The organism is Chryseobacterium sp. GVT01B (assembly GCF_019970045.1).
Taxonomy (GTDB): domain Bacteria; phylum Bacteroidota; class Bacteroidia; order Flavobacteriales; family Weeksellaceae; genus Chryseobacterium.
On the sequence record NZ_JAHXYI010000005.1, the window covers coordinates 225,645 to 249,652 of the forward strand.

At 36.6% G+C, this 24,008-nt stretch carries 27 protein-coding genes; 10 read left to right on the forward strand and 17 right to left on the reverse strand.

Annotated features, from left to right (window positions below; translation table 11 throughout):
* Positions 1–16 precede the first annotated feature (16 nt).
* From lipB to LC457_RS13445, 3 genes are all read left to right on the forward strand, one after another.
* Entirely contained in the window at positions 17–745 is a 729-nt protein-coding gene (gene lipB, locus LC457_RS13435; RefSeq protein ID WP_223600331.1) for a lipoyl(octanoyl) transferase LipB, read from the forward strand.
* 500 nt (positions 746–1,245) lie between these two features.
* Entirely contained in the window at positions 1,246–2,205 is a 960-nt protein-coding gene (locus tag LC457_RS13440; protein WP_223600332.1) for a protein-glutamine glutaminase, read from the forward strand.
* 69 nt (positions 2,206–2,274) lie between these two features.
* Positions 2,275–2,586, forward strand: coding sequence for a hypothetical protein (locus LC457_RS13445; RefSeq protein WP_223600333.1), 312 nt, complete (start codon positions 2,275–2,277; stop codon positions 2,584–2,586).
* Positions 2,587–2,614: 28 nt separating this feature from the next.
* Here the strand turns inward: LC457_RS13445 and LC457_RS13450 are convergent, their stop codons facing one another.
* Positions 2,615–3,367, reverse strand: coding sequence for an SDR family oxidoreductase (locus LC457_RS13450; protein ID WP_223600334.1), 753 nt, complete (start codon positions 3,365–3,367; stop codon positions 2,615–2,617).
* A 257-nt stretch (positions 3,368–3,624) separates the two neighbouring features.
* Between LC457_RS13450 and LC457_RS13455 the strand changes: the two genes are divergently transcribed.
* Genes LC457_RS13455 through LC457_RS13465 form a run of 3 tightly spaced genes read left to right on the forward strand, consistent with a single transcriptional unit; the run spans position 3,625 to position 5,148 of the window.
* Positions 3,625–4,257, forward strand: coding sequence for an NAD(P)H-dependent oxidoreductase (locus LC457_RS13455; protein WP_223600335.1), 633 nt, complete (start codon positions 3,625–3,627; stop codon positions 4,255–4,257).
* Between the two features lie 31 nt (positions 4,258–4,288).
* On the forward strand, positions 4,289–4,726 hold the full coding sequence (locus LC457_RS13460) for a MarR family winged helix-turn-helix transcriptional regulator (RefSeq protein ID WP_223600336.1): 438 nt from the start codon (positions 4,289–4,291) through the stop codon (positions 4,724–4,726).
* Entirely contained in the window at positions 4,723–5,148 is a 426-nt protein-coding gene (locus LC457_RS13465; RefSeq protein WP_223600337.1) for an organic hydroperoxide resistance protein, read from the forward strand. The genes LC457_RS13460 and LC457_RS13465 overlap by 4 nt, the downstream gene beginning before the upstream one ends.
* Before the next feature lie 170 nt (positions 5,149–5,318).
* On the opposite strand, the gene LC457_RS13470 is transcribed toward LC457_RS13465, so the two are convergent.
* From LC457_RS13470 to LC457_RS13510, 9 genes are all read right to left on the reverse strand, one after another.
* Positions 5,319–5,954 (reverse strand): peptide deformylase, encoded by a 636-nt coding sequence (locus tag LC457_RS13470; RefSeq protein ID WP_223600338.1) that lies wholly within the window; start codon positions 5,952–5,954, stop codon positions 5,319–5,321.
* A 245-nt stretch (positions 5,955–6,199) separates the two neighbouring features.
* Positions 6,200–7,072, reverse strand: coding sequence for a ChaN family lipoprotein (locus LC457_RS13475; RefSeq protein ID WP_223600339.1), 873 nt, complete (start codon positions 7,070–7,072; stop codon positions 6,200–6,202).
* Between the two features lie 178 nt (positions 7,073–7,250).
* Positions 7,251–8,279 carry a hemin-degrading factor gene (locus LC457_RS13480; RefSeq protein ID WP_223600340.1) on the reverse strand — a complete coding sequence of 343 codons (1,029 nt, stop codon included), beginning with the start codon at positions 8,277–8,279 and terminating at the stop codon, positions 7,251–7,253.
* 4 nt (positions 8,280–8,283) lie between these two features.
* A complete protein-coding gene (locus LC457_RS13485; protein ID WP_223600341.1) occupies positions 8,284–8,934 on the reverse strand; it encodes a class I SAM-dependent methyltransferase in 651 nt (216 codons plus the stop codon).
* 2 nt (positions 8,935–8,936) lie between these two features.
* Entirely contained in the window at positions 8,937–9,710 is a 774-nt protein-coding gene (locus LC457_RS13490; RefSeq protein ID WP_223600342.1) for a heme ABC transporter ATP-binding protein, read from the reverse strand.
* On the reverse strand, positions 9,710–10,750 hold the full coding sequence (locus LC457_RS13495) for an iron ABC transporter permease (protein ID WP_213278601.1): 1,041 nt from the start codon (positions 10,748–10,750) through the stop codon (positions 9,710–9,712). The genes LC457_RS13490 and LC457_RS13495 overlap by 1 nt, the downstream gene beginning before the upstream one ends.
* A complete protein-coding gene (locus tag LC457_RS13500) occupies positions 10,734–11,612 on the reverse strand; it encodes a hemin ABC transporter substrate-binding protein (RefSeq protein WP_223600343.1) in 879 nt (292 codons plus the stop codon). Before LC457_RS13500 ends, LC457_RS13495 begins: the two co-directional genes overlap by 17 nt.
* Positions 11,613–11,633: 21 nt before the next feature.
* Positions 11,634–12,749 carry an HmuY family protein gene (locus LC457_RS13505; RefSeq protein ID WP_223600344.1) on the reverse strand — a complete coding sequence of 372 codons (1,116 nt, stop codon included), beginning with the start codon at positions 12,747–12,749 and terminating at the stop codon, positions 11,634–11,636.
* A gap of 16 nt (positions 12,750–12,765) precedes the next feature.
* On the reverse strand, positions 12,766–14,871 hold the full coding sequence (locus LC457_RS13510; protein WP_223600345.1) for a TonB-dependent siderophore receptor: 2,106 nt from the start codon (positions 14,869–14,871) through the stop codon (positions 12,766–12,768).
* 95 nt (positions 14,872–14,966) lie between these two features.
* On the opposite strand from LC457_RS13510, the gene LC457_RS13515 reads away from it, so the two are divergent.
* Together LC457_RS13515 and LC457_RS13520 are read left to right on the forward strand one after the other, a co-directional pair.
* Positions 14,967–15,773: a T9SS-dependent choice-of-anchor J family protein gene (locus tag LC457_RS13515; protein WP_223600346.1), complete on the forward strand. Its 807-nt coding sequence runs from the start codon at positions 14,967–14,969 to the stop codon at positions 15,771–15,773.
* Positions 15,774–15,968: 195 nt separating this feature from the next.
* On the forward strand, positions 15,969–17,261 hold the full coding sequence (locus LC457_RS13520; RefSeq protein WP_223600347.1) for a T9SS type A sorting domain-containing protein: 1,293 nt from the start codon (positions 15,969–15,971) through the stop codon (positions 17,259–17,261).
* Positions 17,262–17,437: 176 nt separating this feature from the next.
* Here the strand turns inward: LC457_RS13520 and LC457_RS13525 are convergent, their stop codons facing one another.
* From LC457_RS13525 to LC457_RS13540, 4 genes are all read right to left on the reverse strand, one after another.
* Entirely contained in the window at positions 17,438–17,728 is a 291-nt protein-coding gene (locus LC457_RS13525) for a putative quinol monooxygenase (protein WP_047376912.1), read from the reverse strand.
* Positions 17,729–17,816: 88 nt separating this feature from the next.
* Complete coding sequence (locus LC457_RS13530; protein ID WP_223600348.1) at positions 17,817–18,704, reverse strand: sulfite exporter TauE/SafE family protein; 888 nt, start codon at positions 18,702–18,704, stop codon at positions 17,817–17,819.
* Between the two features lies 1 nt (position 18,705).
* Entirely contained in the window at positions 18,706–18,897 is a 192-nt protein-coding gene (locus tag LC457_RS13535) for a hypothetical protein (RefSeq protein WP_223600349.1), read from the reverse strand.
* 88 nt (positions 18,898–18,985) lie between these two features.
* Complete coding sequence (locus LC457_RS13540) at positions 18,986–19,393, reverse strand: Rrf2 family transcriptional regulator (RefSeq protein WP_223600565.1); 408 nt, start codon at positions 19,391–19,393, stop codon at positions 18,986–18,988.
* 173 nt (positions 19,394–19,566) lie between these two features.
* On the opposite strand from LC457_RS13540, the gene LC457_RS13545 reads away from it, so the two are divergent.
* Together LC457_RS13545 and LC457_RS13550 are read left to right on the forward strand one after the other, a co-directional pair.
* Entirely contained in the window at positions 19,567–19,995 is a 429-nt protein-coding gene (locus LC457_RS13545; RefSeq protein WP_223600350.1) for a DUF4268 domain-containing protein, read from the forward strand.
* A 120-nt stretch (positions 19,996–20,115) separates the two neighbouring features.
* Positions 20,116–20,745, forward strand: a complete 630-nt coding sequence (locus tag LC457_RS13550) for a hypothetical protein (protein WP_223600351.1) — start codon at positions 20,116–20,118, stop codon at positions 20,743–20,745.
* Between the two features lie 214 nt (positions 20,746–20,959).
* Here the strand turns inward: LC457_RS13550 and gldG are convergent, their stop codons facing one another.
* From gldG to LC457_RS13565, 3 genes are read right to left on the reverse strand one after another with little or no spacing between them, the layout of a single operon-like run.
* Positions 20,960–22,630, reverse strand: a complete 1,671-nt coding sequence (gene gldG, locus LC457_RS13555; protein WP_223600352.1) for a gliding motility-associated ABC transporter substrate-binding protein GldG — start codon at positions 22,628–22,630, stop codon at positions 20,960–20,962.
* 4 nt (positions 22,631–22,634) lie between these two features.
* Positions 22,635–23,363 carry an ABC transporter permease gene (locus LC457_RS13560; RefSeq protein WP_149834795.1) on the reverse strand — a complete coding sequence of 243 codons (729 nt, stop codon included), beginning with the start codon at positions 23,361–23,363 and terminating at the stop codon, positions 22,635–22,637.
* Between the two features lie 59 nt (positions 23,364–23,422).
* Positions 23,423–23,974: a CopD family protein gene (locus tag LC457_RS13565; protein ID WP_223600353.1), complete on the reverse strand. Its 552-nt coding sequence runs from the start codon at positions 23,972–23,974 to the stop codon at positions 23,423–23,425.
* Positions 23,975–24,008 lie beyond the last annotated feature (34 nt).

Here is a 24,008-nt window from a genome sequence, read left to right on the forward strand (position 1 = left end):
TATATCAAAAATTGAAATGAATACAAATCAAAATAAATCAGTAGAATTTGAAGATTTAGGAGTCAAAGAATATCAGCCAGCCTGGGATTATCAGGAACAGCTGATGAAAAACATCATTGATACCAAGATAAAAAACAGAGATCTTCCTGCGGAACAACATACAACCACTCCCAACCACCTTCTTTTTGTAGAGCATCCTCATGTGTATACTTTAGGAAAAAGCGGACATGAAGAAAATATGCTTGCCGGCATTGATAAACTGAAAGAAATTGATGCCACTTTCGTAAAGGTAAACCGTGGCGGAGATATTACTTATCATGGTTACGGACAGGTTGTAGGCTATCCTATCCTGGATCTTGAGAACTTTTTTACAGACATTCATTTATATATGAGAAATCTGGAAGAAGTGATCATCAGAACCATTGCCGAATATGGTATTAAAGGAGAACGTTCTCCGGGAGAAACCGGAGTCTGGCTGGATGTAGGAAAACCTTATGCAAGAAAAATGTGTGCAATGGGTGTGAAAGCTTCAAGATGGGTAACTCTTCATGGTTTTGCATTGAATGTAAATACAGATATGCGTTATTTTGAGTACATCATTCCATGTGGGATCAAAGATAAGCAGGTGACTTCTCTGAAAAGAGAACTTGAAAGAGAGCTTACTCCGGAAGAAATGGAAGAACTGAAAGCAAAGATCAGAAAACATTTTGCTGACGTTTTTCAGGCAGAACTCATTTACAAATAGTCAATTGACTTAAAATATAATAAACCCAGTTTCAATAGTCGAAACTGGGTTTTTAGTTTAAATACTATCATAATTATCAGAACATTTAAATCTTACTGAATCTAAACCGTTTTATTTTTAATTTGGAAATCAAAGGTTTTCAAAACCTTATAGATGTTGAAAAATAGTGCTGATTTGTGAAATTGGCCAGATTCCTACGGAATGACACAATTGGAATCGAGGTTTTACCCCACAGTTTGTCCATTCCGTAGGAATCTAACCCATGAAAACCAAAAAACTCATAATTTTTTAAAAAACTTGTTTTATTTAAATCCACCACTATAATCATTAGTTTTTCGCCATTTTCAATATCATAAAATCAATAAAATGAAAGAATAATTTATTTTATTTAAAAAAACTCTTGCGTATATTTTAAATTTTATTACTTTTAATATCACAAAATAGTGAACTATTACAAATTAAAATGTTCACTGAAAATTAACCACCAAAATATAAAAACTATGAAAAAATTTCTTTTATCCATGATGGTATTCGTGACGGTACTGTCATTTAATTCCTGTTCAGATTCAGGTGCCAATCAGGATCCTAATCTTGTTGCCAAAGAGTCAAACGAAATCGCAATGAAAGACTTCGGTAAAACTGTCCCGGTAGGGATTGATAAAGAAGACGGGAAATTTAAAATCTCATTTATGGTTACTGCTCAGCCCTACTACATCAAGGACAGTAAAGAAAATGCAGGCTATATTTCCATGATCAGACAGGCTGTTGAAAACGAAACTCCTGTTCAGGTTTTCCTTAAAGCCAATACCAGCGAAATCGCAAAAGTAGACAAAGCTACTGCTGAAGATATCCGTTATTTCAAATCTATCCTTACTAAAGAAATAAAAGAAGAAAGCCGAAAAGCAGTAAGCGTTATTCCTAACCTTGCCACTTTAAACAATCTGTTTGCTCAGATAAAAAATCAGGCTTGCGGAACTTCTACAGCTTCTTCTCCGTGCATTACATTCAGATATCCTGTTGACGGATGCTATGCAAGAGCCCATAAAATGAGACAAATACTATTGAATGCAGGATACGACTGTGAAAAACAATTCGTGTATGGTAACCTGAGAGCTTCTACAGGAACATGCTGCGTATCATGGGTATATCACGTAGCGATATTGGTAAGCTTTAAAAATGCTTCCGGAATTGTTGAAAAAAGAATCATTGATCCATCATTATTCTCCAGCGGACCTGTAACTGATGCTGCATGGAGAGCTGCATGTACAAACACAAGCTGTGGATCTGCATCTGTATCTTCTTATGCCAATACGGCAGGAAACGTGTACTACAGAAGCCCGGCAGGTTCTTTACTGTATGATAACAACTATGTAAATACCAATTGTGTATTGAATATCTTCTCATCCCTTTCAGGATGTTCTCCTTCTCCTGCACCTAGCGTAGGAAGCTGTGGATTTTAACTAATTTATATAGAGCTCCTGCATTTATTTTAATACATTGCAGGAGCTTTTTACTTAATACTTTTTGCTATGAAAGCCTGGTTCTATTTATTATTACTTTTTATTATGATCACATCCTGTTCCGGTAATTCCAGTTCGCAGAACTTAACCTGGTATAATAATGCTACTATTTCAGATATCACCGAAGATCCGGATAAACCCAATGAAGTAGTACGTGTTGCCATTGGAATCAGTGCTCAGGTTTTTTATATTTCAAAAAAATCACCGGAGTACAAAACTCTGATGGAAAAGGCAACCCAGAGCCTTAAGAAAAGTAAAACCTATAATATTGGTATTGAAAATAAAACCAATATCATCAAAGAAATTAAAGAGGTGAAATAACCTTTAATTGCTCTGAAATAGTCTGCCATTATCTGATCACAGAAATCCCGGCATCTACTTTTACTTCAGCCCCATGGATATAGGAGGCTTCTTCTGAAGCAAGAAACAGAACTACATTAGCTATTTCTGACGGTTCCCCTTGTCTTTTAAAAGGTATGATAGGAATAATATCTTCAATAGCGCTTTCAATCTGCTCACCGGTTAGGCCTGTATTGTTGAAAATATTGGTCTTAATATGTCCGGGACTCACTCCGTTGACACGGATCCCGCGTTCTGTAAGCTCTACCGCAAAGGTTTTAATGAAAGACTGCACAGCAGATTTAGCAGCAGAATACACGGAAAAATTATGCATCGCAATATCCGTTGCTACTGAAGTATTAAAAATAACTGAACTTCCGCTATTCATCAATGGTAATATTTGCTGCACTGTAAAAAAAGGACCTTTTACGAGAAGATTAAAAAGTTCGTCAAACTGGTTTTCATCCACATATTCTACAGGAGCAAATCTTCCGTATCCAGCATTCGGAAAGACCAGATCAATCTGTTCTGTATATTTTCTGACTTCCTGCTGAAGGTTCATCAGGTCTTTTATATTTCCGGCATCGGATACAATTCCAAAAGCCTTTTCACCAAGTTTTTCCAGCGCCTTATTCACAGTATCTTCAGTTCTTCCTGTAATAATGACTGTTCCTCCTTCTTCAATAAATTTCTGAGCGGTAGCCAGGCCCATTCCATTTGTTCCTCCGGTAATTAAAGCTGTTTTGTTTTTAAATCTCTGCATTGTTTTTTGGTTTAAAATTCTTCTGCAAAGATTGCAATCGAGAGAATCTTAAAAAATCCGAATCATGCGAAAATGAGTTAAAAGCAAACTATATTACTATTTATTTTAATTCATCAATAATCGTCATCAATAAAATCTTTCAAAATTAAATTGCACACAATTAAATTGTTTATACATTTGTACTGTTGTTTTACTTCAATTAAAAAAACAGGAAGTTCAACAACCACCAAGTAGTTTAATTTAAAACAAAAGAAAAAATGTCATTAATAGAAAACCTAAACTGGAGACATGCTGTAAAAGCTTATGACCCGAACAAAAAAATTTCAAAGGAAGATCTTAATACTATTTTAGAATCAGCAAGGCTGGCTCCTACTTCATCGGGATTACAACCATTCCGAATCATCGTGGTAGAAAATCAGGAACTGAAAGAAAAAATGGTAGCAGGTGCTTTAAACCCTGAAGTAATGAGAGATTCTTCTCACGTTTTGGTCTTTGCAGCATGGGACAGCTATTCTAATGAAAAAATTGACAAAGTTTACGATTATCATACCGATGTAAGAGACCTTCCAAGAGGTCGTTTCGGAAGCTATACCGATAAAATTAAAGAAATGTATGGGGCACAGACTCCTGAAGAGCATTTTGCACACACGGCCCGCCAGACTTATATTGCCTTAGGAATTGCCCTGGCTCAGGCTGCAGAACTTAAAATCGACAGTACTCCGGCAGAAGGATTCAGTAATGAAGTGGTAGATGAAGTATTGGGATTAAAAGAATTAGGACTAAAAAGTGTAAGCCTTTTATACCTTGGATACCGTGACGAAGCCAATGACTGGCTGTCTTCTATGAAAAAAGTCAGAATTCCAATGGATGAATTTATCATAAAAAAGTAATACCTTCATCGAATCTTTCGTACTCAAACTTATGGAAAATCCGAAAACACCCAAACTAGAAAACCAGATTTGCTTCCCGCTGTATGTTATCGCCAAAGAGATCACAGGACTTTACCGTCCTTTCCTCGATGAGCTGGACATGACATATCCGCAGTACCTTGTTATGATGGTATTATGGGAAGGTGACGGACTTACAGTAACCCATATAGGGGAAAAACTGTTTCTCGATAGCGGCACTTTGACACCTCTTCTTAAAAGATTGGAAACCAAAGGATTTATCATCAGAAAAAGAAAAAAAGAAGACGAAAGAGTGGTTGAAGTATTTTTAGACGAAGCAGGAAAACAGCTTCAGAAAAAAGCATGTGAAATTCCGGGAAAAATTCAGGAAAGACTGGGTATACAGCCGGAAGAACTGCTGCATCTTAAAGACACAGTCCTAAAAATATTAAACAAAATAGAAAATAAATGAAAACATTATATACAACTCAGGTAACTGCTCAAGGAGGCAGAAACGGACATGTAAAAAGTGAAAACGGAGTATTGGATCTTGATGTAAGAATGCCGAAAGCATTAGGAGGAGCCAATGAAGATTTTGCCAACCCTGAAATGCTTTTTGCAGCCGGATATTCTGCATGTTTCGACAGCGCATTGAACAGAGTAATCAGTCTTTCTAAAGTAAAAACAGGAGAAACAACTGTTACGGCACAGGTAAGCATCGGCCAAATTGAGAATGGAGGTTTCGGATTGGCAGCAGAACTGGATGTGAATATCCCAGGAGTTTCTATTGAAGAGGCACAGGCTTTAACAGAAAAGGCACACCAAATTTGCCCTTATTCTAATGCTACCAGAAATAATATGGAGGTGAAGCTTTCAGTAACCAACAACGATTAATCCAATTTTTTTAAGCATAGTTATAACGAAAGGAGCTGTTTCCATGGAAACAGCTCCTTTTATTTTATATTTAACCGCAGATTTCGCAGATGGGCGCAGATGATTGAGGATATTTTTAGTAACAGTTCGTCATCATTCATAACTCATCATTTATAATTTATAATTCACCATCACCTTCTGTCTTTATTCACATCACTTTTCTGATAGGCATCTACTTTTTTATAAGAATCATTTTTCTCTTTTTCTTTTTTATCGGAGATCAGAATGCCGAAAAGATGGTCAATTTCATGCTGAAAAATAACGGCTGTGAAACCTTCTACAATTTCTGAATATTTCTGCCCTTTCAAATCCACATATTCCAATTGAATCACTTTACTTCTGTAAAACTGATCCCTGAAATCCGGAATAGACAGGTCTCCTTCCGGCCCAAGATTCTGCAGATCGGAATGCCATACAATGACAGGGTTGATAAAATATTCCAGAGGAGTTCCTTCTTTGTCAAAACGCTGTACCCAGATGATCTTTCTGTTGATTCCCACCTGTGGCGCTGCAATTCCTACTCCACCATCCGTAGAAAGAAGAGATTCTTTCATTCTTTTTACCAGAACAGTCGTATTAGGATCAAGAGGATCTGCTTCTGAAGAAATACTCAGCAATGTTTTATGCTGACTGGCATCCGTTGTCTGATAAATCGGTAATGCTGTGCTTACATCTCCCTGATTAATAATTGAAATCTCATTGGAAGTGAGTTTCTGGGCGTTCAACAGGCCTATAAAAAAGATCAGCAGGATGGGTAATTTCTTCATGTTTTTTGAATATGGTACAAAGGTAAATATTGTAGAATAAAAATGATTATAGAACGCTGATTTTTATGTTTTGGCTAAAGCCGTTGAAGTTTTGATATAAAAATGGCCGGGCTAAAGCCCGACCCTATTGAATTCAATGTAAGTTTGATTTTTGTCATTCTGAAAGGAATGCAATGTAGTGGAGAATCTTATAATTAAGTAATAGGGAGATTCTTCCTTCGTCAGAATGACATTTTTGTAAAAAATTAAAAAGTCTTGGTCATATCCGCAGGAATAATCAGATTAAAATCTGTTGGAATATAGTCTTTTGAGGGAACTTTCAATTCGGGATCGTCTGATTCAAAAACAGAGATTACGGCCATTTTCAGGTTAGGATTTTTCTGTTTGATATACCAATAGATTCCGCCAAATTCTTTGCTGTGATAGTTTCCGTTGTAATGGATAAATGTTTTCCCGGCCTGTAAATTTTTCAGGATAGATTCTGCCATTGTAGCATCTTTCGTTGCCTGGGCTGAAATAAAATTCATCACTTTTGTTCCTTCCGCATGATCTCCCATCATTGCTTTCATTTCCGGATATCCCGGAGTGTCTAACGTAACTTTTATCGGTAGCTGAGCGATATGTGTTTTCTCTTTTTCACTTAATTTGTTCAGGGATTCAAGACCTTCCTTAGCGGTTTGAGAGGCATATTTCCTTGGAATATTGGTAGCAATAAAACTCAGTTTTTTATTTTTAGCAAAATCTACCAAAGGTTTGTAATCCGTTGCATAGTTGTTCCATAAACGTGCGGAGTCTTTGAATGTTTTAGCATCAAATTTCCCATTCAGATATTGGTTCAGCTGAGCCTGATTGTCTCTTTCAAACATTTCAGCTCCTAAAATAAGCTGTCCGTTCTTTTTAGCAAACAGAGCTTCTGTAATTTTAAGCTGAAGCCAGTGATTGATAGAACTGTTATGGTTTTCACCAAAAAAGACCACATCATAATCGGCCAGTTCTTTCACCAGTTTTTCCGTCTTTACTTCTTTTCCTTTTTTATCATAAAACTGGAAAGCTTTAAGCTCCTGTGCCTTCAAAGAACAGAAACCCGCAAGCAGTATCGCTATGAAAATATTTTTCATTTTTTTATATTTAACCACAAATTACACAAATATTTTGGCACTCATTGTACTATAACTGTGAATTCACTTATCTGTAAACCTACCCTTAAAGTCTTTGATTATTCTTCGCCAAAATCCGAATAAAAAAGACCGCTTTGAATTTTACAAACAAAACGGTCTCATTCAAATCATCTAATTATTACTTTTCTAAAGCTGCTACAAGGTCCTTCCACTCCTGAAGCTCATGAATTCCAGGTTTCCTTTTTCCAAAGAACTGAACGATAAAGTCTCCTTCTTTGTTGAATACTTCGATAGCCGTTACTTCTCCGTCTTCAGTTGGTTTTTTAACGATCCAGGCTTCTGCAATTTTCGTTACATCCAAATGTAAGTTGAAGTCCGGGTCCATTACGTTGAACCACTGTTGGTGCCAAAGCGTTTTCTTTACGTTTCCGGTGTGAATTTGGATAATTCCTCTGTTTCCAACGAAAACCATGATCGGAGTATTTTTTTCAGAAGCATCTTCAAGGATGTTGACCACTTTTGCATTGTCTATTTTCTTAGCAAATCCTTCCGGTGCCAATCTTAATGCCTGTGTTCTGCTTACTCCATATTTTCTGGTCATCATGAAGAAATCATGAGTGTCTTTCAATTCTGTCCATGCTTTTTTGAAGCCTTCCACATCAATTTCTGAATCTGCTTTTTCTGCCTGTTTTAGAGCAACTGCCTCAAATACAAATACTTGGCTCTGATCTTCAGCTTTAAACTTTTCAACCAAAGCATCGAAAGCTTCTTCATTGCTGTTTTTTGTCAGATAGATCTTGTGCAATGCCAGACCATCTTTTCCGAAAAACTGAAGACTTTTCTTATCTCCTTCTACTACTGCAAAAGCAAACTTCCAGTGGTTAAGGAAAATCCTAAGGTCAATGTCTTCTCCAACAAAAAGCTGTGCATGCGGACTGCTGAAATCACTGTTCTGATAGATTCCTTTTCTTTCGTGAACACATTCATCATTACGGGTAAGAGCCATTACTTTTCCCAACTGCTCAGCTTCTGTAAGAATTCCCGGAAAATCTGTATTTAAAACAGTTACTCCTTCCCCTACACTGGTTACTAATAATTCAGCTTCACTTACACCTAGCTGTGCAGCGGCATTTCTTATTCTGATATGTGGATTTTCTGCTTTCAGAGCTTCCCATTTTTCCTTTAAATCATTAACTAATGTGCTCATTATTTTATTTTTTTATGGTTAAAATTGTATAAATTCTTTGTATTGTTTCTTCTCCTGTTTTACTTTTTATCTGCTCTTCTTTTTCGGAAGTTTTCATTCTTTTAAAATGACTTTTGGAGATCAGTTCTTCCATTTCATTGTTGTTGTAGAGTGTGAAATCATATTCCGTAAACGGCAGTTTTTCCATGAAATCTCTTTGCCCGAAAGTAAGGACGAGTGTTCCGTCATCTTTCAAAACCCTGTAGATCTCATTTAAAAATTCTACCGGATTTTCCCAGAAATAGACAGTATTTACTGTAAATATTTTGTTGAAAGTCCCGTCCTGAAAAGGAAGTTTCTTTCCTTCATACAAAATAAAATCTGCCTGATTTTCAAATTCTTTATTGAGCTTTCTGGCTTCATTGTGCATGGTTTCAGAAATATCAATTCCTGTATATCTGAGGTTTTTGGCAAGGCTCATGATACTTTTCAGGTGTCCGGCATTGCCGTGTCCTATTTCAAGAATATGCTGACCGTCATCTATCACAAGTGTTTTGATACTTTCTAACGTCATCCCGATGTTGGTGGCATTCATCATTTCACCAATCTCGATGCCTTTTTCTCCCTGAGGATTGGCAAGATTCTGTGCAAGGATTTTAAGTTCTTCTTTTTCCATGGTTATCCAAAAATGATCATTGGGTTATTCGTAATAGGGTGTCCGCAGATGGTACAGGGAAAATTATAGGCTTTACTGATGTTTTCTGCTGTAAAAACGTCCTGTGGAGTTCCAAAGGCGGAAACTTTTCCTGATTTCATCAATAATATCTTGTCTGCAAATTGTGCTGCAAGGTTCAGATCATGTAAAACAACAATGGCACTGTTGGCTTTTTTTGTGAAGTTTTTGATAATTTCCAATGCCTTATACTGATGTTTTATATCTAAATTGTTCAAAGGTTCATCCAGAAAAACAAGTTTATGGGTAATGTCGTTCTGTAATTGTGCCATTACTCTTGACAGATGTACCCTTTGCTTTTCTCCTCCGGACAAGGTATTGTAATCTCTGTCTTTCAGATGAAAAATATCGGTTTCATACATCATATTATTCATGGCTTCCAGATCTTCTTTGCCGGGCTGGGCATCAAAATAAGGATATCTGCCCATCATGACTACATCTTTTACTTCAAGCGGAATATCATTACTGTTGTGCTGCGAAAATTTTGCTTTATGTCTGGAAAGCTCTTTCACGTTCCACTCATAAATAAGTTTATCTTTAAATAATACTTTTTGTTTTCCGGATTTCACTTCATCTGCCAAAACACTCAGAAGGCTTGATTTTCCTGCTCCGTTCGGACCTACAATGGCTAAAAATTCACCATATTCCAGAGAGACATCTATTCCATCCAGAATACGGAATTCTTTATGTTTATAATTAATCTGGTGTGCCTTGATCATTACAGTGATTTTTTAAATTTAACCAAAATAGCAATAAAGATAGGTCCTCCCATCAGTGCAGTCAGAATCCCGATCGGAAGTTCAGACGGCGCTACGATACTTCTACTGAACGTATCTGCGGTCAGCAGCAAAATACTTCCGCACATGGCTGATAAAGGCAGGATAAAGGTATTATTGGATTTGAATAAAAGTCTTAAAATATAAGGTACAATAAGACCTACAAAACCAATTGTCCCTGAAAATGCTACACAGGTTCCCACCATTAATGCAACGGTGATGATGATCTGTTTTTTCAGTTTTTCCACATTGATTCCCAGGTGCTGCGCATCTTTTTCTCCCAACATCATGGCATTCAAAGCTTTTCCTTTAGGCAATAAAATGATGTAAGCGATCGTCATTACAACGGCCAGAATGATATTCTTTGTCCATGTAGCCGCCGCCAGACTTCCCAGATTCCAGAAGGTTAAATCCCTAAGCTGTTCATCTTTTGAAATATAGATCAGGAACCCGGTTATTGAAAAACCTATTGCAGTTATTGCAACTCCGGTAAGCAGCATCATCACTACATTTGTTTTTCCTCCGCTTGTTGAAATCCTGTATACCAGCATCATAGATAAGAATGATCCTATAAAAGCAGCGATTCCTACCAATGAAAACTGTACAACCTCAGGAAGGTATTCTTTGAAATGTCCTCCTAAAACAATCGCAATTGCCGCCAGCAGGGTTGCTCCCGATGTAAGGCCAATCAAATCACCTGTTGCCAGCGGGTTTTTAAAAAGTCCCTGAAGGCTGGTTCCTGAGACAGAAAGCATTCCTCCTATTAAAATTGCCATAACAATTCTGGCTGCTCTTACGTCCCAAATCACATATTTATCACTTAAGGACAAAGACGGATCACCTTTTATAAATTGCCACAGTGCCCTGAACGGAGAATTCTCTCCGAAATCATAAACTCCTGTATTAAGTGACAGCACTGCTATAATGACCAGCAGTACTGCACTTATAATAAGATAAAAGTATAGTTTACTTTGTGTTTTCAATTAAAAGTTTGTTTAATCCTACTGCTGCTTCTCCTAGTCTCGGTCCGAAACCTGACACTAAACCTCCATCCATTGCGATGATCTTCTTATTCTTTCCTGCATTGGTTTGGGAAACACCCGGCATTTTAAGAGCGCCTTCATTTCCTCCTGCTCCCTGTAAGCCTGTTTCAAAGAAGAACAGAACATCAGGATTAGCTTTTACAACGGCTTCAGGTGTCAATGGTTTGAAATCTTCAAAATCAGTTACAGCATTTTCACCTCCTGCAAGAGTGATCAATGAAGCCATTGGTGTATTTTTACCACTCACCATCAGCATATTTCCTCTGGCGTAGATGAACAATACTTTTGGTTTTTTAGCAATGGGCTGTACCTGTTTAAGATCAGCGTCAATCTTTTCATTTAATTTCTGGTAATCTGTATTTCCAATCGCTTTTGCTACAGATTCGATTAACTTTTTAGTTCCATCTACTGTATATTCCTGTTTGAATACTTCAGTTTTAATTCCGGAAGATTTGATTTTCCCCATTAATTCCGGGTTGATATCTTTATCAGAAGCTAAAATTAATGTCGGAGACACCGCCATGATCGGTTCAATGGTCATTGATCTCATGTGACCTAAATCTTTAGCCGTAGCTTTTAAAGATGCAGGATAAGTACTTGTAACATCTGTTCCTACGATTTCTTTTTCGTGACCTAAAGCAGCTACGATTTCAGTAATTCCACCGTTTAACGTTACTATTTTATTGTTGGTTTTTGGTGCTTCAGAAGCGGCTTCCGTTGTATTTTCTTTCGTTGATGCTTCTGCTTTTTTGCAAGAATATACTGCTACAAGTACAGAAGCTGCAAGGATGAATTTTTTCATGATATACTATTATTTGATTATTTATAAAGGTTCAAATTCAAAATTGGTGTAACCGCGGTTTCCATTTTCGTCTTTCATTTTATTGAATCTCAGTTTAAAGTAGAAACCTTCAGCATCTTTCAATACAAAGAAACGGTCTGAGTAGACAAAAGGAACCGGATTCGTTGCCGTCCCCGTTGTTGTTCTCCACTTATCACCAATGGCTCTATGATCATTAAAAACAAATTTGGCAGGCTCAACGTCTTTCAGTTTGAATGCGGTATAAGCCTGATCCAGACTTCCTGTAACACTTACCTGATAAGCACCTACTCCATTCAAGGTATTGGTCGTTACAAAATCTGCATAGAAGTAGCTTCCCGCACTGGTTGTAGGTCCCATGAATACTTCATTGGTAAACGTTGTGAATGCTAAGTCCCAGCTTTTTTTCTTAGGCTGAATTTTTATTGGTGTACCCGTTTTCAGGTTGAAGAACGAAAAGTTGTATTCAGTATCTTTGGTAATGATATATTCTTTGATATCTGCTCCCGTTGCATTCAGATCGGCATAGCGGATTTTATATCCATTCTGAGCTCTCAGAATCTGAATTTTTTTCCATCCTCTCGGATCACCGGACAATGAAACGGAACCTGCCCCGATATTGGCTGCGGAAGGTATTTCTCTTCCCAGATTGATCAGATAAACAGGATTGTCAGAATCATTTTCTTTGATGGCATCAATCCCGGAAGTCTGAGTCAGAAAATTACCATTAGGATTGTCAATATATTTCATGTTGGCAGCATCAAATGTTCCTACCTGAGCAATTTCTTTCAAACTTTCAACATCAGCATCTTTTATTTTACTGATATCTGCAGCATCAGGTATTTTAATAACTGTCATAGCAAGAGATCCGTTCATAATCACACGAAATTCATCTCCTGTATAAAAACCAAGATCCCAATCTGTTCTGCTGTTGACAGCCGGATTGGTATAATCACTCAGATCAATCCAAACCTGATTAGGTTCTGTAGGACCACCAACTTTTACATTGACTTCTGATCCAGTCATGGGAGGAACCGGAACCGGATCTTCATCTGCAGAGAGGCAGGACTGTGTGGCCACCATGATGGAAAGAATAGAAAATATTTTTAAATATTTCATAACAGTAACTTATTATTTAAAATTGAAACATTAATCTGGCAAAATAGCTTCTGCCATAGTATAAATTAACAGAACCACTCGCTGCTGTATGGGCAGAACCGGCAACTGCAGTAGAGTTTAATCTCGTTACATCAAATATATTTTTCACTCCCGCAGAAATTTCAAAATGCTTATTCCAGAAAGGCTGACTTACAATGAAATCCATTGTATGGAAGCTGTCTACTTTTCCAAGGCGGAAACCACTTGCTCCATCAGACACATAAATTCTGTCCGGACCTGTAAATTTGTAGTAAAGGGCAAAATTGGTATCGGTATTTTTCAGTTTGTACGTTGCAGAAGCGCCTGCCTGTACCAAATACTGGAAATCTGTAGGAGAAGAGGATGTTAATTCATTCATTGATACAGATGTTCCGTTCACAGATCCTCTTAAAGACAGGGCAAACTGATCTTTTCTAAAATCTACATTGGCTGAGAATAATAGATTTCTATAGGTATTAAGGTTCATGTATTTATAGGTAGAAGGTTGTTTTACCACAACCATTTCAATCCTGTCACGTACATCCAGATATAACGCATCTATTCCGTAAGCGATTTTCCAGCCATTATCCACTGAAAAGTTCTGATTCCAGAAAAGTCCAGCAGAGAATCCTTTTTCAGGATTTAAATCAGGATTCCCTTGTACATCATGGTTAAGGTTTACAAAATACGTGTACAGTTCATCATATTTAGGGAAACGGTTTGCAGATCCTACGATCGCTCTAAGGTTTGAATTTTCAGAAGTTTTATATCTTGCTGATAAGGAATAGTTGTATTGGTTATTAAAGTTCTCACTAAGGGAAAGTCTTACTCCCGGTCTCAATGAAAACTTGTCTGAAACATTCCATTCTGCAGAAAGGAAATTGGAATAGGTAAATATTTTTCTTTTTACCGCTTCTCCAAAGAAATCTCCGGCAATCAGTGCAGCATATCCATTGGTATAGTCTAATTCGTATCCTAACTGGAAATCAAAAACTTTACTATCAAGGAAATTACTGAACATCCCTCTTGAATAAATGACATCAGTCTTATAGTAAGATTTTTCGTCCTGACGGCTCTTTATCGCTCTGTTCGGGATGTCGTAATTGTAGTCGTAATATTTTCTATCCTGATTCTGATAGGAGAAATCTCCCATGTATCGGATATGTCCCAGATTGGTTTGAATATTAAACTGGTGCACCCAGCGGTCGGTATTGTACTTTCTGTCTCTACTTTCATAAGATACTCCACCTACTCCATCATTAAGCGGATTTCTGCTTACTTCCGGGTTGTAAAAGTTAAATTTCTCATTAAGATAGGACAGTTTGTAGAAAAATGTTGTTTTGTTTTTTGTATATCTTAACAATGCAGAGGCGTCGTACTGGTCTTTCGGGTTCCATTCATAGCCTCTCTGATTGTCCTGTCCGAAATATTTGTAACCTTTGCTTTCTCCTTCATATCCCATAAACTGGTTATGGTTGAAGTTGATGCTGGCAAACCATTCATTGCTGATATTATAATCTATATTCAGGTTCTGAATATGTCTTCCGTTCCCCTTTTTCTTAAGATCATAATTATCTCTTACCGTTTCTTCCTGTACTGAACCTCTTACGCTTACTTTTTTTGTACTGGTTTTCTTGGTAATAATATTGATTACCCCGGCAACAGCTCCATTTCCGTATTCAACGCCCATACTTCCTTTTACAATTTCGATTCTTTCGATATTGCTTAAGGTAATTTTCGTGAGGTCAATATTACTTCCCAATCCTGTATCTCCTACTACCGGAATATTGTCTATAAGGATTTTTACATAATCACCATTAAGTCCCATAATATTGGCAGTTGAATTTCCTGAACGGGTATCCGGAGTGATCTGTATGTTAAGACTTTGATTTAAAACCTCGGCAACATTAGTGGCTGCCATATTTTTAATCTGTTCTGCATCAATTACATCAACCTTATATATCGATTTGTTAATGGACTGCTGCATGTACTGTCCTGTAATAACAACTTCTTCAATTTTCTTTTGATTAAGAGAATCCTTTTCTTGTGCATTCACCCATAAGGCCACGGATAATGATAGAACGGAAAGCACTTTCTTCTTCATAAGGGTACAAATTTTCGACAAATATAAAACTTTATTTAGACTCATTAAAAATAATTATATATTTTTGTGGAATAATTCTAAATAAAAATAATCTCATGAAATTAAAATTACTTTTAGGAACTCTGATGTTTACAGCCTTAACAGCGAATGCTCAGGTATCTAACATCAATGAAAATTTCAATAATTTTACAGCCGGGAATACAACTTTCCCTCAGTTTGGGTGGTCTGCCATTGTTGCACCAATTACAGGAGAGTTCCCCCCTGTACCTCCGAGAATGATTGTAGCAGGTGATTCTAACAGGTTCGTTCAATCCTATGCAGGAAACAATGCGACAGGATCTTCATACCTAATTTCTCCACAGATTGAAAATCCAACAGGAAATAAGACATTAACTTTTGATACAACTTTAGTATCTCCATCACCTGGTCCGGGAAGCATCCAGATAGGAGTAGCATCCAATCCTGCTGATATGTCAACATTTGTTCCTGTTGGAAGTCCTATCAATGTATCGGTTATTGGCACAGTTCAGAATATCAGTGTAAATATTCCAGCATCTACAGGTTCATATATTGTATTTAAATTTACTCCTACAGCAACGCACGTTGCGATCCAGGTTGATAATGTAGTGTACAACACGACAGCATCTTTAGGAGTAAATGATAACAATAAAGTGACAGAAAATATAAGATTTGCCTTAAATTCTGATCAAACAGCATTGGAATTTAAATCAAAGAAAGATCTTAAAAATATCAGTATTTACTCTGCTGCCGGACAAAAAGCAACAGAAGGAAAACCAAACGGACAAAATTTTGATATCAGTACTCTTCAGACTGGAGTTTATTATATGAATATTGAAACTTCTGAAGGAAAAACGATTCAGACAAAATTCATCAAAAAATAAGGTTTATTAGACTATTATTTTCCTTTTTAAAGCCGGCGGGATCATTCCTTCCGGCTTTTCTGTGTCCATATTTTATGTAAATAAAAGTACAATTAATATAAAAACACGATAAAAATCATGTTTTTATTTAGACTCATTAAAAATAATTATATACTTTTGTGGAATCATTCTAAATAAGGATTTAAAAAATAAGTTATGAAAACAAAACTATTATTGGCTTCAGTATTGGCTATGTCTGTTCAGCAGACTGTTTTGGCACAAACTGATGCATTGGGGTACTCACAGGTAAATCTGACAATGGGGAGCGGCTATCAAAACAGAGTATTTGTAGACCTTGCAGATGGCAATATGGTTTCTCAGCCTGCCAATACCTGGGATGTTGCTTTTTATAGAAATTCAAACTATGCATTTGGATCAAGAATAAATGATGCAAAGGACATTGAGGTATTCACTGCTTCAACCAATTTAGCAGATTGGGATAATATCAGTATCAGCAATGAAGCTTCATGGGGAGATCCTCTTTATAACCCGGACCAGACCACTGACTGGAGTCAGGGAGCTTTTGAACAGGGGCCTGTGACATCTCCAAATCCTAATATCCCTTCAACAGGATGGGGAGTTTACAATCCGGTGAATCACCATATTCAGGGGAAAGCTATTTTTGTTTTAAAATACCCTTCAGGAACATACATCAAATTTGCTATTGAAGATGCCTTTGCTGGATATACTTTTAAATATTCAAAATGGAACGGTACTTCATGGGGCGCTACAGAAACAAGAACACTTGCTAACGGAACGGATGATTCTTATTTTAATTATTTCTCATTTGATACCGGTGCAAAAGTTCCTGGTCTTGAGCCGTCAAGAACTGCATGGGATTTCGTATTCACAAAATATTACACATTCTACATGGGCGTGCAGATGTATCCGCTTTCCGGAGCCATCCAAAGTCCTAATATCAAAGTAGCAATGACACAGCCGGAAACACAGGCGACAACAGCTTATACAATCCCTGCCAATGCAAGCTTCTCATCAGCTATTACAACTGTTGGACACTCATGGAAAGGCATCGGAACAGTAAAAAGTGATGTGGTATACTATGTGAAAAAAGGAAACGACTACTACAGAATGTACTTCACGACTAATGGTGGGGCAAGTACAGGAAATATGTATTTCAAATACAAAAAAATTACTGAAACATTAGGAATTACAGAAGTTGGAAAAAAAGCTTCTTTTGGTATCTATCCTAACCCTGCAACAGCAGATAAAAAAGTAACGGTTCTTTTTGATGTTAAAGAAAAAGCAAGCAACAAAGGAAATGTGGAGGTCTATGATCTTACCGGTAAAAAGGTATATTCTGCTGAACTTAGCAATCAGGCAGGGTTCTACAAGCAGGATCTGGACCTTTCTACGCTTACATCAGGAAATTACCTTGTAAAAATTACTTACGGCGGCCATTCGGAGACGAAAAAGCTAATCGTAAAATAAACTTTTTATTTTAATACTTTCTATTTTTTCTAATAAAAAGGCGGTTTCAGAATATTGAAACCGCCTTTTATTCCGTATTGATTAAAGAACTGAAAAAGATATAAAACAAATAGTTATATAAGACTATTCTTTAAATCATTAAATTTTTAAATCTTTAAATCCTTCATTCAATACCATTAATATATTTTAAATCCTTTATAAACTTCTGCAGAGCTCTCCATGATTTTGGAAGCATCTTTACGGAAATCCAAAAGGTGGTCCTGACCATTATGTCTGTTGTGATGCTCTACGCTTTCCCAAAGCTCGATCAGGAAGAAAGTTCCTTTATTATCTTTATCCTCAATAAGGTCATACTGCAGGCAGCCTTCTTCTTTTCTTGTTTCTTTCACAAGGTTCTGAAACAGCTCTACCGCATCCATCAGATAATTTTCATTAAACTTAAAAAGTGCAATGATATGTAAATTCATGTTCTAATATTTAGTGATGTAAAAGTAAAATATTTTCAAAACCGAATATCTTTTTAAGCCCTTTATTTTTCAATATAAAGCATAATTTTTAATTAAAAACTGATTTATAAATAGTTATAGAACTCATCACAATTACCAATGTTCCGATAATCACAAACATTTTCTTCACAGGGAGCTTTGCCGTAAGCATAGCTGAAAAAGGAGCGGTAATAATTCCGCCGATCAAAAGGCCGAGAATGATATTCCAGTGCTGAATCCCCAAGGTAAAGAAAAAGGTAACGGCGGCCGTTAGGGTAAGGATAAATTTGGCGACAGTAGAACTTCCTACAGCAAATCTTGGGGTAAATGCATTTTTAATTAAGGTTCCGGTTACCAGAGGGCCCCATCCTCCACCGGCAAAAGAGTCTATAAAACCACCTATCACTCCAAGTCTGGTAAGATTGGTTTTTCTTTTCAATGCTTTACTTTGTTTTTCTTTGAAGGCATTCGATAAAATCTGGATCCCGAGATATAAAGTATAGAAAGCGATCAGTGTTTTGGTGATCTTTGCATAATATTCACCCAGGTAAGTAAGGCTTACCGCACCAATAACAGCCCCGATAACTGCCGGCACTGCAAGTTTCTTCACTAAACTTTTGCTTACATTTTTCAGTCTGATATGGCTGAGACTTCCTGCTGCTGTTGTAAAACTTTCTGCTGAATGGATACTTGCGCTTACAATATGCGGTGGAATATTCAAAAGCAAAAGTGTGGTGGTACAGATTACTCCATATCCCATTCCCATTGATCCCGCTACAATCTCTGCAAAAACTCCTACCAGAAGCATCCAGTAAAAAATATAATTATCTTTTGCCAGAATAGTCTGCAGTTCTTCCAGATATCCCAGTTCATACATTGAAAAAACAGCAATAGATATAATGACAGCCGTCACAAAAAGGACATTAAGCCTTACCTGAATTTTTCTTGAAATCACCATATTAAAAAACCGTTTTAGTCAGTACTTCTTGATTATCTGTCACATCGAAAATAAAGACATTTAACGATCGTATGTTTTCTGTACTTCTGTACAAGGAAATATTTTCAGATATACGATATGCAGCATCAGAATGCACTGCAGTCATGGAGAGTGTAAGCTTTTGTAATGGGTTTGCCTCTTCTTTTGAAATCATAGTTTATTCATTTGAAGTACTGCAAATATCTGATAAAATATTTATCCTACAAAAAAAGTAGACTATTAATTCAAAAAAAAGGATCGGGTCAGTCGACCAGATCCATTAAAGTTTTTCTCTCCAGAATATTCAGTGAGGCATCCCGGACTTCTATCAGTACATCATGAAGTCCACAGTGATCTTCATTGCAGTCGTCACATTTTTCATAAAAATTCAGACTTACGCAAGGAAGCATGGCAATAGGACCATTTACCAGACGAATGATTTTGGCCAGTTTCACATTTTCAGGTTTTTCCTTCAGAAAATATCCTCCACCCTTTCCTTTTTTACTGTCAAGAATTTCCGCTTTTTTAAGTTCAAGCAGAATATTTTCCAAAAACTTTAAAGGAATCTTTTTGTGTTCCGCAATTTCGGAAATAAGAATCGGTCCTTCATTTCTTTTTTCTACAAGATATGAAAGCGCCTTAAACGCATATTGAGATTTTTTTGAAAGCATTACAGCAAAAATAAGAAAATTGTTTAACATTTGAAAAAGAGCTGTAAGCAGAGAGATAAATATTCAATTTTAGCTCTGCCTTTAGGTATTTTTGCTCATCTGGCTTATCCGTAATTTCACGGTTTTAGTACCACATTTTTGCCTTTCTCCTATTAAATCATTATGTTTGCCATATGTTCAGTAAACAAGAGGCACAGCAGTTAAAAAAGGAATTTTGGACCGCTTTCGGAAGATCATTTCCCAGAAAATGGATTCTCTATGATACCAAAATCAAGGATATGGCATTTAAATTTTCTGCGGACAATAAAAAAGCAGAAGTTTCTCTGGATATCGAAATGAAGGACGAAATTTTCAGAAACGCCTACTACGAAAAGATCTGGTCATTGGAAGACATCTTAAAAGATTACACCGGAGACTTTCATAAAGAAGAATATTTTACGCTTGAGAACGGAAAGGTTATCAGCAGGATATGGATAGAAAAGTCTGGTGTTTCCATTTTCAATAAAAATACCTGGCAAGAAATTTTTGAATTTTTTGTGGACAAAATGGACGGTTTCGAAAGGTTTTACTATGAATATGAGGATTTTATAAAGGATATATAAAATACTTACGAAATAAATACTATTTTACACTTCAGGCTTAGATAAAAAAAGAAAACTTATCTTTGTGATACCACTTAAACTAATAGATGAAACTAAATAACGTGATTAAAAATGAGAAAAGTGTACAAAAACATTTTTGGAGAAATCATCTCTAAAAGTAAAGCTGTGAAGCTAAACGAATATCATCTGTATTATTATGAGGAGGGTTCCGATTTCCTAAAAGAAATTGAATTCATCAACGAAGACAGTGTTTACAACATCAATTATTTTTTAAGTGACGAAGAGGACGAGGCGAATGTAGTAGAATATCTTAAGGAAAAATCTGACTTTTTTGATATTGAAAAAAAAGAAACCGCCGACGGTTTTATTATTTCTACCAATAAGTTGTATTCCTTATCCGTAGATGATTTACCTCTAATTTCTAAAACCGTTTTCAAAACGGACGATCCTGAAAATTTCATCTGTTCTCAGGTTATTGATAACGAAACCCATGAACCACAGCTCGAAAGAACGATAAAATGCTGGTATACCCAGGATGAAAGTGGCGAAAAATATGCAGCTATAGAATGCAGCTATCAGGAAGACGGAAAGCTTGAACTGGCTGTAGACAAAACTCCTGATCCCGACCATGAAGAAAACTGGGTTCATTATGATTATGATACCTTTCAAGATCTTCAGGCGCAGATCCCTACTGATATCAGTTATTACAGAACTGCTGCTTTACTTCCAAAAGGAGCCTTTCAGCAATAATCTATAGTGTATTAGTACCAATCTCAAATATTATTGAATATAGATGTGAACTCAATTTTTTTATAACTAAAGCTATAAGCAAGGTTTCTGTGGTCACTCTTCCAGCAGGTTGTAGAATTTCCTTCAGAAATCATAATTAAACTGATTTTAAAGCAAGATTGAGCCATATTACAATAAAAGTCCGGAAGAAAGTATCTTCCGGACTTTTTATTTTTTATCCAAATTTCTTTTTCCTCAGCCAGAAGAACAGTCCTCCGATAAGGCCGATAATGGCCAATGGAAGCAGTAAGTTCAGCCACTGCCATGTGGACTTCTCTTCAGTTATTCTTTGTCTGTCCAGCAGTCTTTCTTCAATATTTCTGTTTCTCAGTTCCATCAGATTGCTGTCATCCAACAGATAATCCAAAGCATTTCTAAGGAACTGTTCGTTTCCAAATTGCTCGTTGGTCAGCAAATCTACTCCTAATGGAAGCGGTTTACCTTTGATGACCTTATTTCTTCCCACATCACCGTCTGCAATAACGATCATTTTATTTTCCGGGCTGGATGTTTTGAATCCAGGGTAAGATTTTCTTTCAATTCTGGATGCATAGGCGGAATTAAATTTTCCTTCCAATGCTACAGCAAAGATCTTCGGCGTACTTGGTTTTTCCATTTGTCCAAGACTGTCTACGCTTGCAATTTCTTTCAGATCCACATAATTCGGAACCTGTTTCAATAATGTTCTTTCACTGGATTCAAAAAGAACTTTTGTTTTGATATTCTTTCTTCCTCCCAGAGTATCAATAGAAGTCGGAAATTCAAACTTTACAGAATTGATATTTTTTGTAACCGGATTGTTGTTTTCAGCAATTCCAAGCGGATAATAAGGCCAAGGCAGACTTGTGTATTGTGGATTTCCACTTACTTCTCCTGTAACCAGTCTTAACAGGGCAAACTTTTTAACGTCTTTTACCAAAGCCGGATTAATTCTCAATCCATAATTGAAAAAGAAGTCTGTCATATTAATGTCTACCGGGAAAGGCATTACTTTTTTGGATCTTGTTAAGGTATCCATTTCAGCATTTACGGCATCAATCATCCAAAGGGTTTTCCCTCCATTCATGATGTACTGGTCAAGAATTACTTTTTCATTATCTGTAAAGGCTTTTCTAGGTTTTGCAATCACCAAAGCACTCATTTGCTTTAATAAAGGAATATCTTCTAATGAAAGCTCAGTCTGGTTTTTAGGGATAATGGGGCCTGCATCATAGTTTTCCATAGCCAGCTGTACAAATCCCTGGAATTCATCCGGGTTCAATTCATCATGATTAACCAGAATTCCGATTTTCTTTCTTTTTGCGGCTGCAATATTTTTAATGTTGGAAACAAGGTTATATTCAAGTCCTTCAATAGATCTTGTTAACTGCTGATCTGCATCAATTCCCGCCTGCTGTACTACCAACGGTATAGAAACTCCGTCATTACCATGTTTGATTACAGCATATGGGAAAAGAGTGATCTGTGAAATCTTTCCATCTTTCACATCCGGTAGAATAGACGGCTGCATCCCCATAGCCATCAGAGTATCCTGAGACATTTTTGTTTTAATCGGATCGATGAATTTAAAATCGATCTTCGGATTAATTTTTCTGAATTCTTCCAGCATGAATTTCGTCTCGCTCTGAAGCTGTTTGAAACTTGCCGGAAAATCTCCTTCCAGATACACTTCAACAGTCAGAGGCTTTTTAACGGACTCCAGTACTTTGATGGTGTTATCGGAAAGTGTATATCTTTTTTCTTTTGTTAAGTCTAATCTGATTCCTGAATAGGTCAGGATAATAACCAAAGGAACAATTGCAATTAAGAAAATTCCAAGTGGAGATTTAGCATTGATCTTCTTCATAATTCTACTTCTTTTTGTTTATAAAATGATTAGACAATACTAATGAAGCACCAATGACAAGAACAAAATACGCTACATCTTTAAAATCAATAAGCCCTCTTGTAAAGCCTAAGAAATGTTGATAGAAACCTATATTCTGAAGGATAAAATCTGCTCCTCCCAAAAGTTTGTAGCTTGCTAATTGCTCGATTCCGAAATACATAATGAAGCACATGAAAACGCCTAACAGATAAGCCATAATCTGATTCTGTGACAATGAAGAAGCCAAAATTCCCACTGCAGCAAATGCCGCAATTAAAATAATCAATCCGAAGTAACTCCCAAAGGTCATTCCTAGATCAATATTTCCCGCAGGAACTCCAAGCACATACACTGTATAAAGGTAAATGAGTGAAGGAATAAGGCATAAAACCCCAACAATCCATACAGAAAGAAATTTTCCGGTTACAAGCTCAGAAACCTTTAACGGCTGCGAAAAAAGCCAGTTTAATGTTCCTGTTTGCTGCTCTTCCGCAAAAGTTTTCATAGAAAGGGCCGGAATGATAAACATCAGCAGCCATGGAACCAATACGAAATAACTCTGAAGAGAGGCCATTCCGATCTCAAAAATATTAGAATCGTTGTCGAAAAAGAACAGGAAAAGAGTTGCTATCAAACTGAAAGCGGCAATGATCACCCATGCACTCCAGTTTCCAAAGTAACTCCAAAGTTCTTTCTTTAAAATTGCAATCATAGTTTTTTTGTAAGATGTAAAAAGGATGCATGTTCTCAGACATACGCCCTACTCCACAATTATTTATTTTTTTTATTTTTATTAACCAGTTTCACGGTCATCATGATCAGAAATACAAGAACGAAAAATCCTGCGATTAATTGCCACCAGTATTCAATTGCCATAGATTTTAAAATCACGGTAAATACAACCAGAAACAGAATGAAAGTGGCAATTTCGTTGGCCTGTCTCAGTTTAATATTGGCAGTTGGCAATGTATTTCCATTCAATTCCTTCAAATGAAGCACTTTTTTCCAGCACCAGTAATGGTAAATGGCAAGTCCGATAAGGAAGGTCAGTTTTAAATGGAACCACCCCATTTTCATAAGTCCCGGATTTAAAAAGATCATGACCAATCCACATACTGCCATGATTACCCCGGCAGGAACGGTAATAATATTCCACAGTCTTCTGGCCATAAAGGTGTACTGCTCTCTCAGAATTTCTTTCTTTTCTTCCGGAAATTCATCGGTGTCCTTATAGTAAACGAAAATCCTTACGAGGTAAAAAATTCCCGCAAAGTAGCTTACCATGAAGATAATATGCAAAGCTTTGATGATGGTATACAGCATCCTAAAAATTTGTTTGCAAAGATAGTTTATTTCG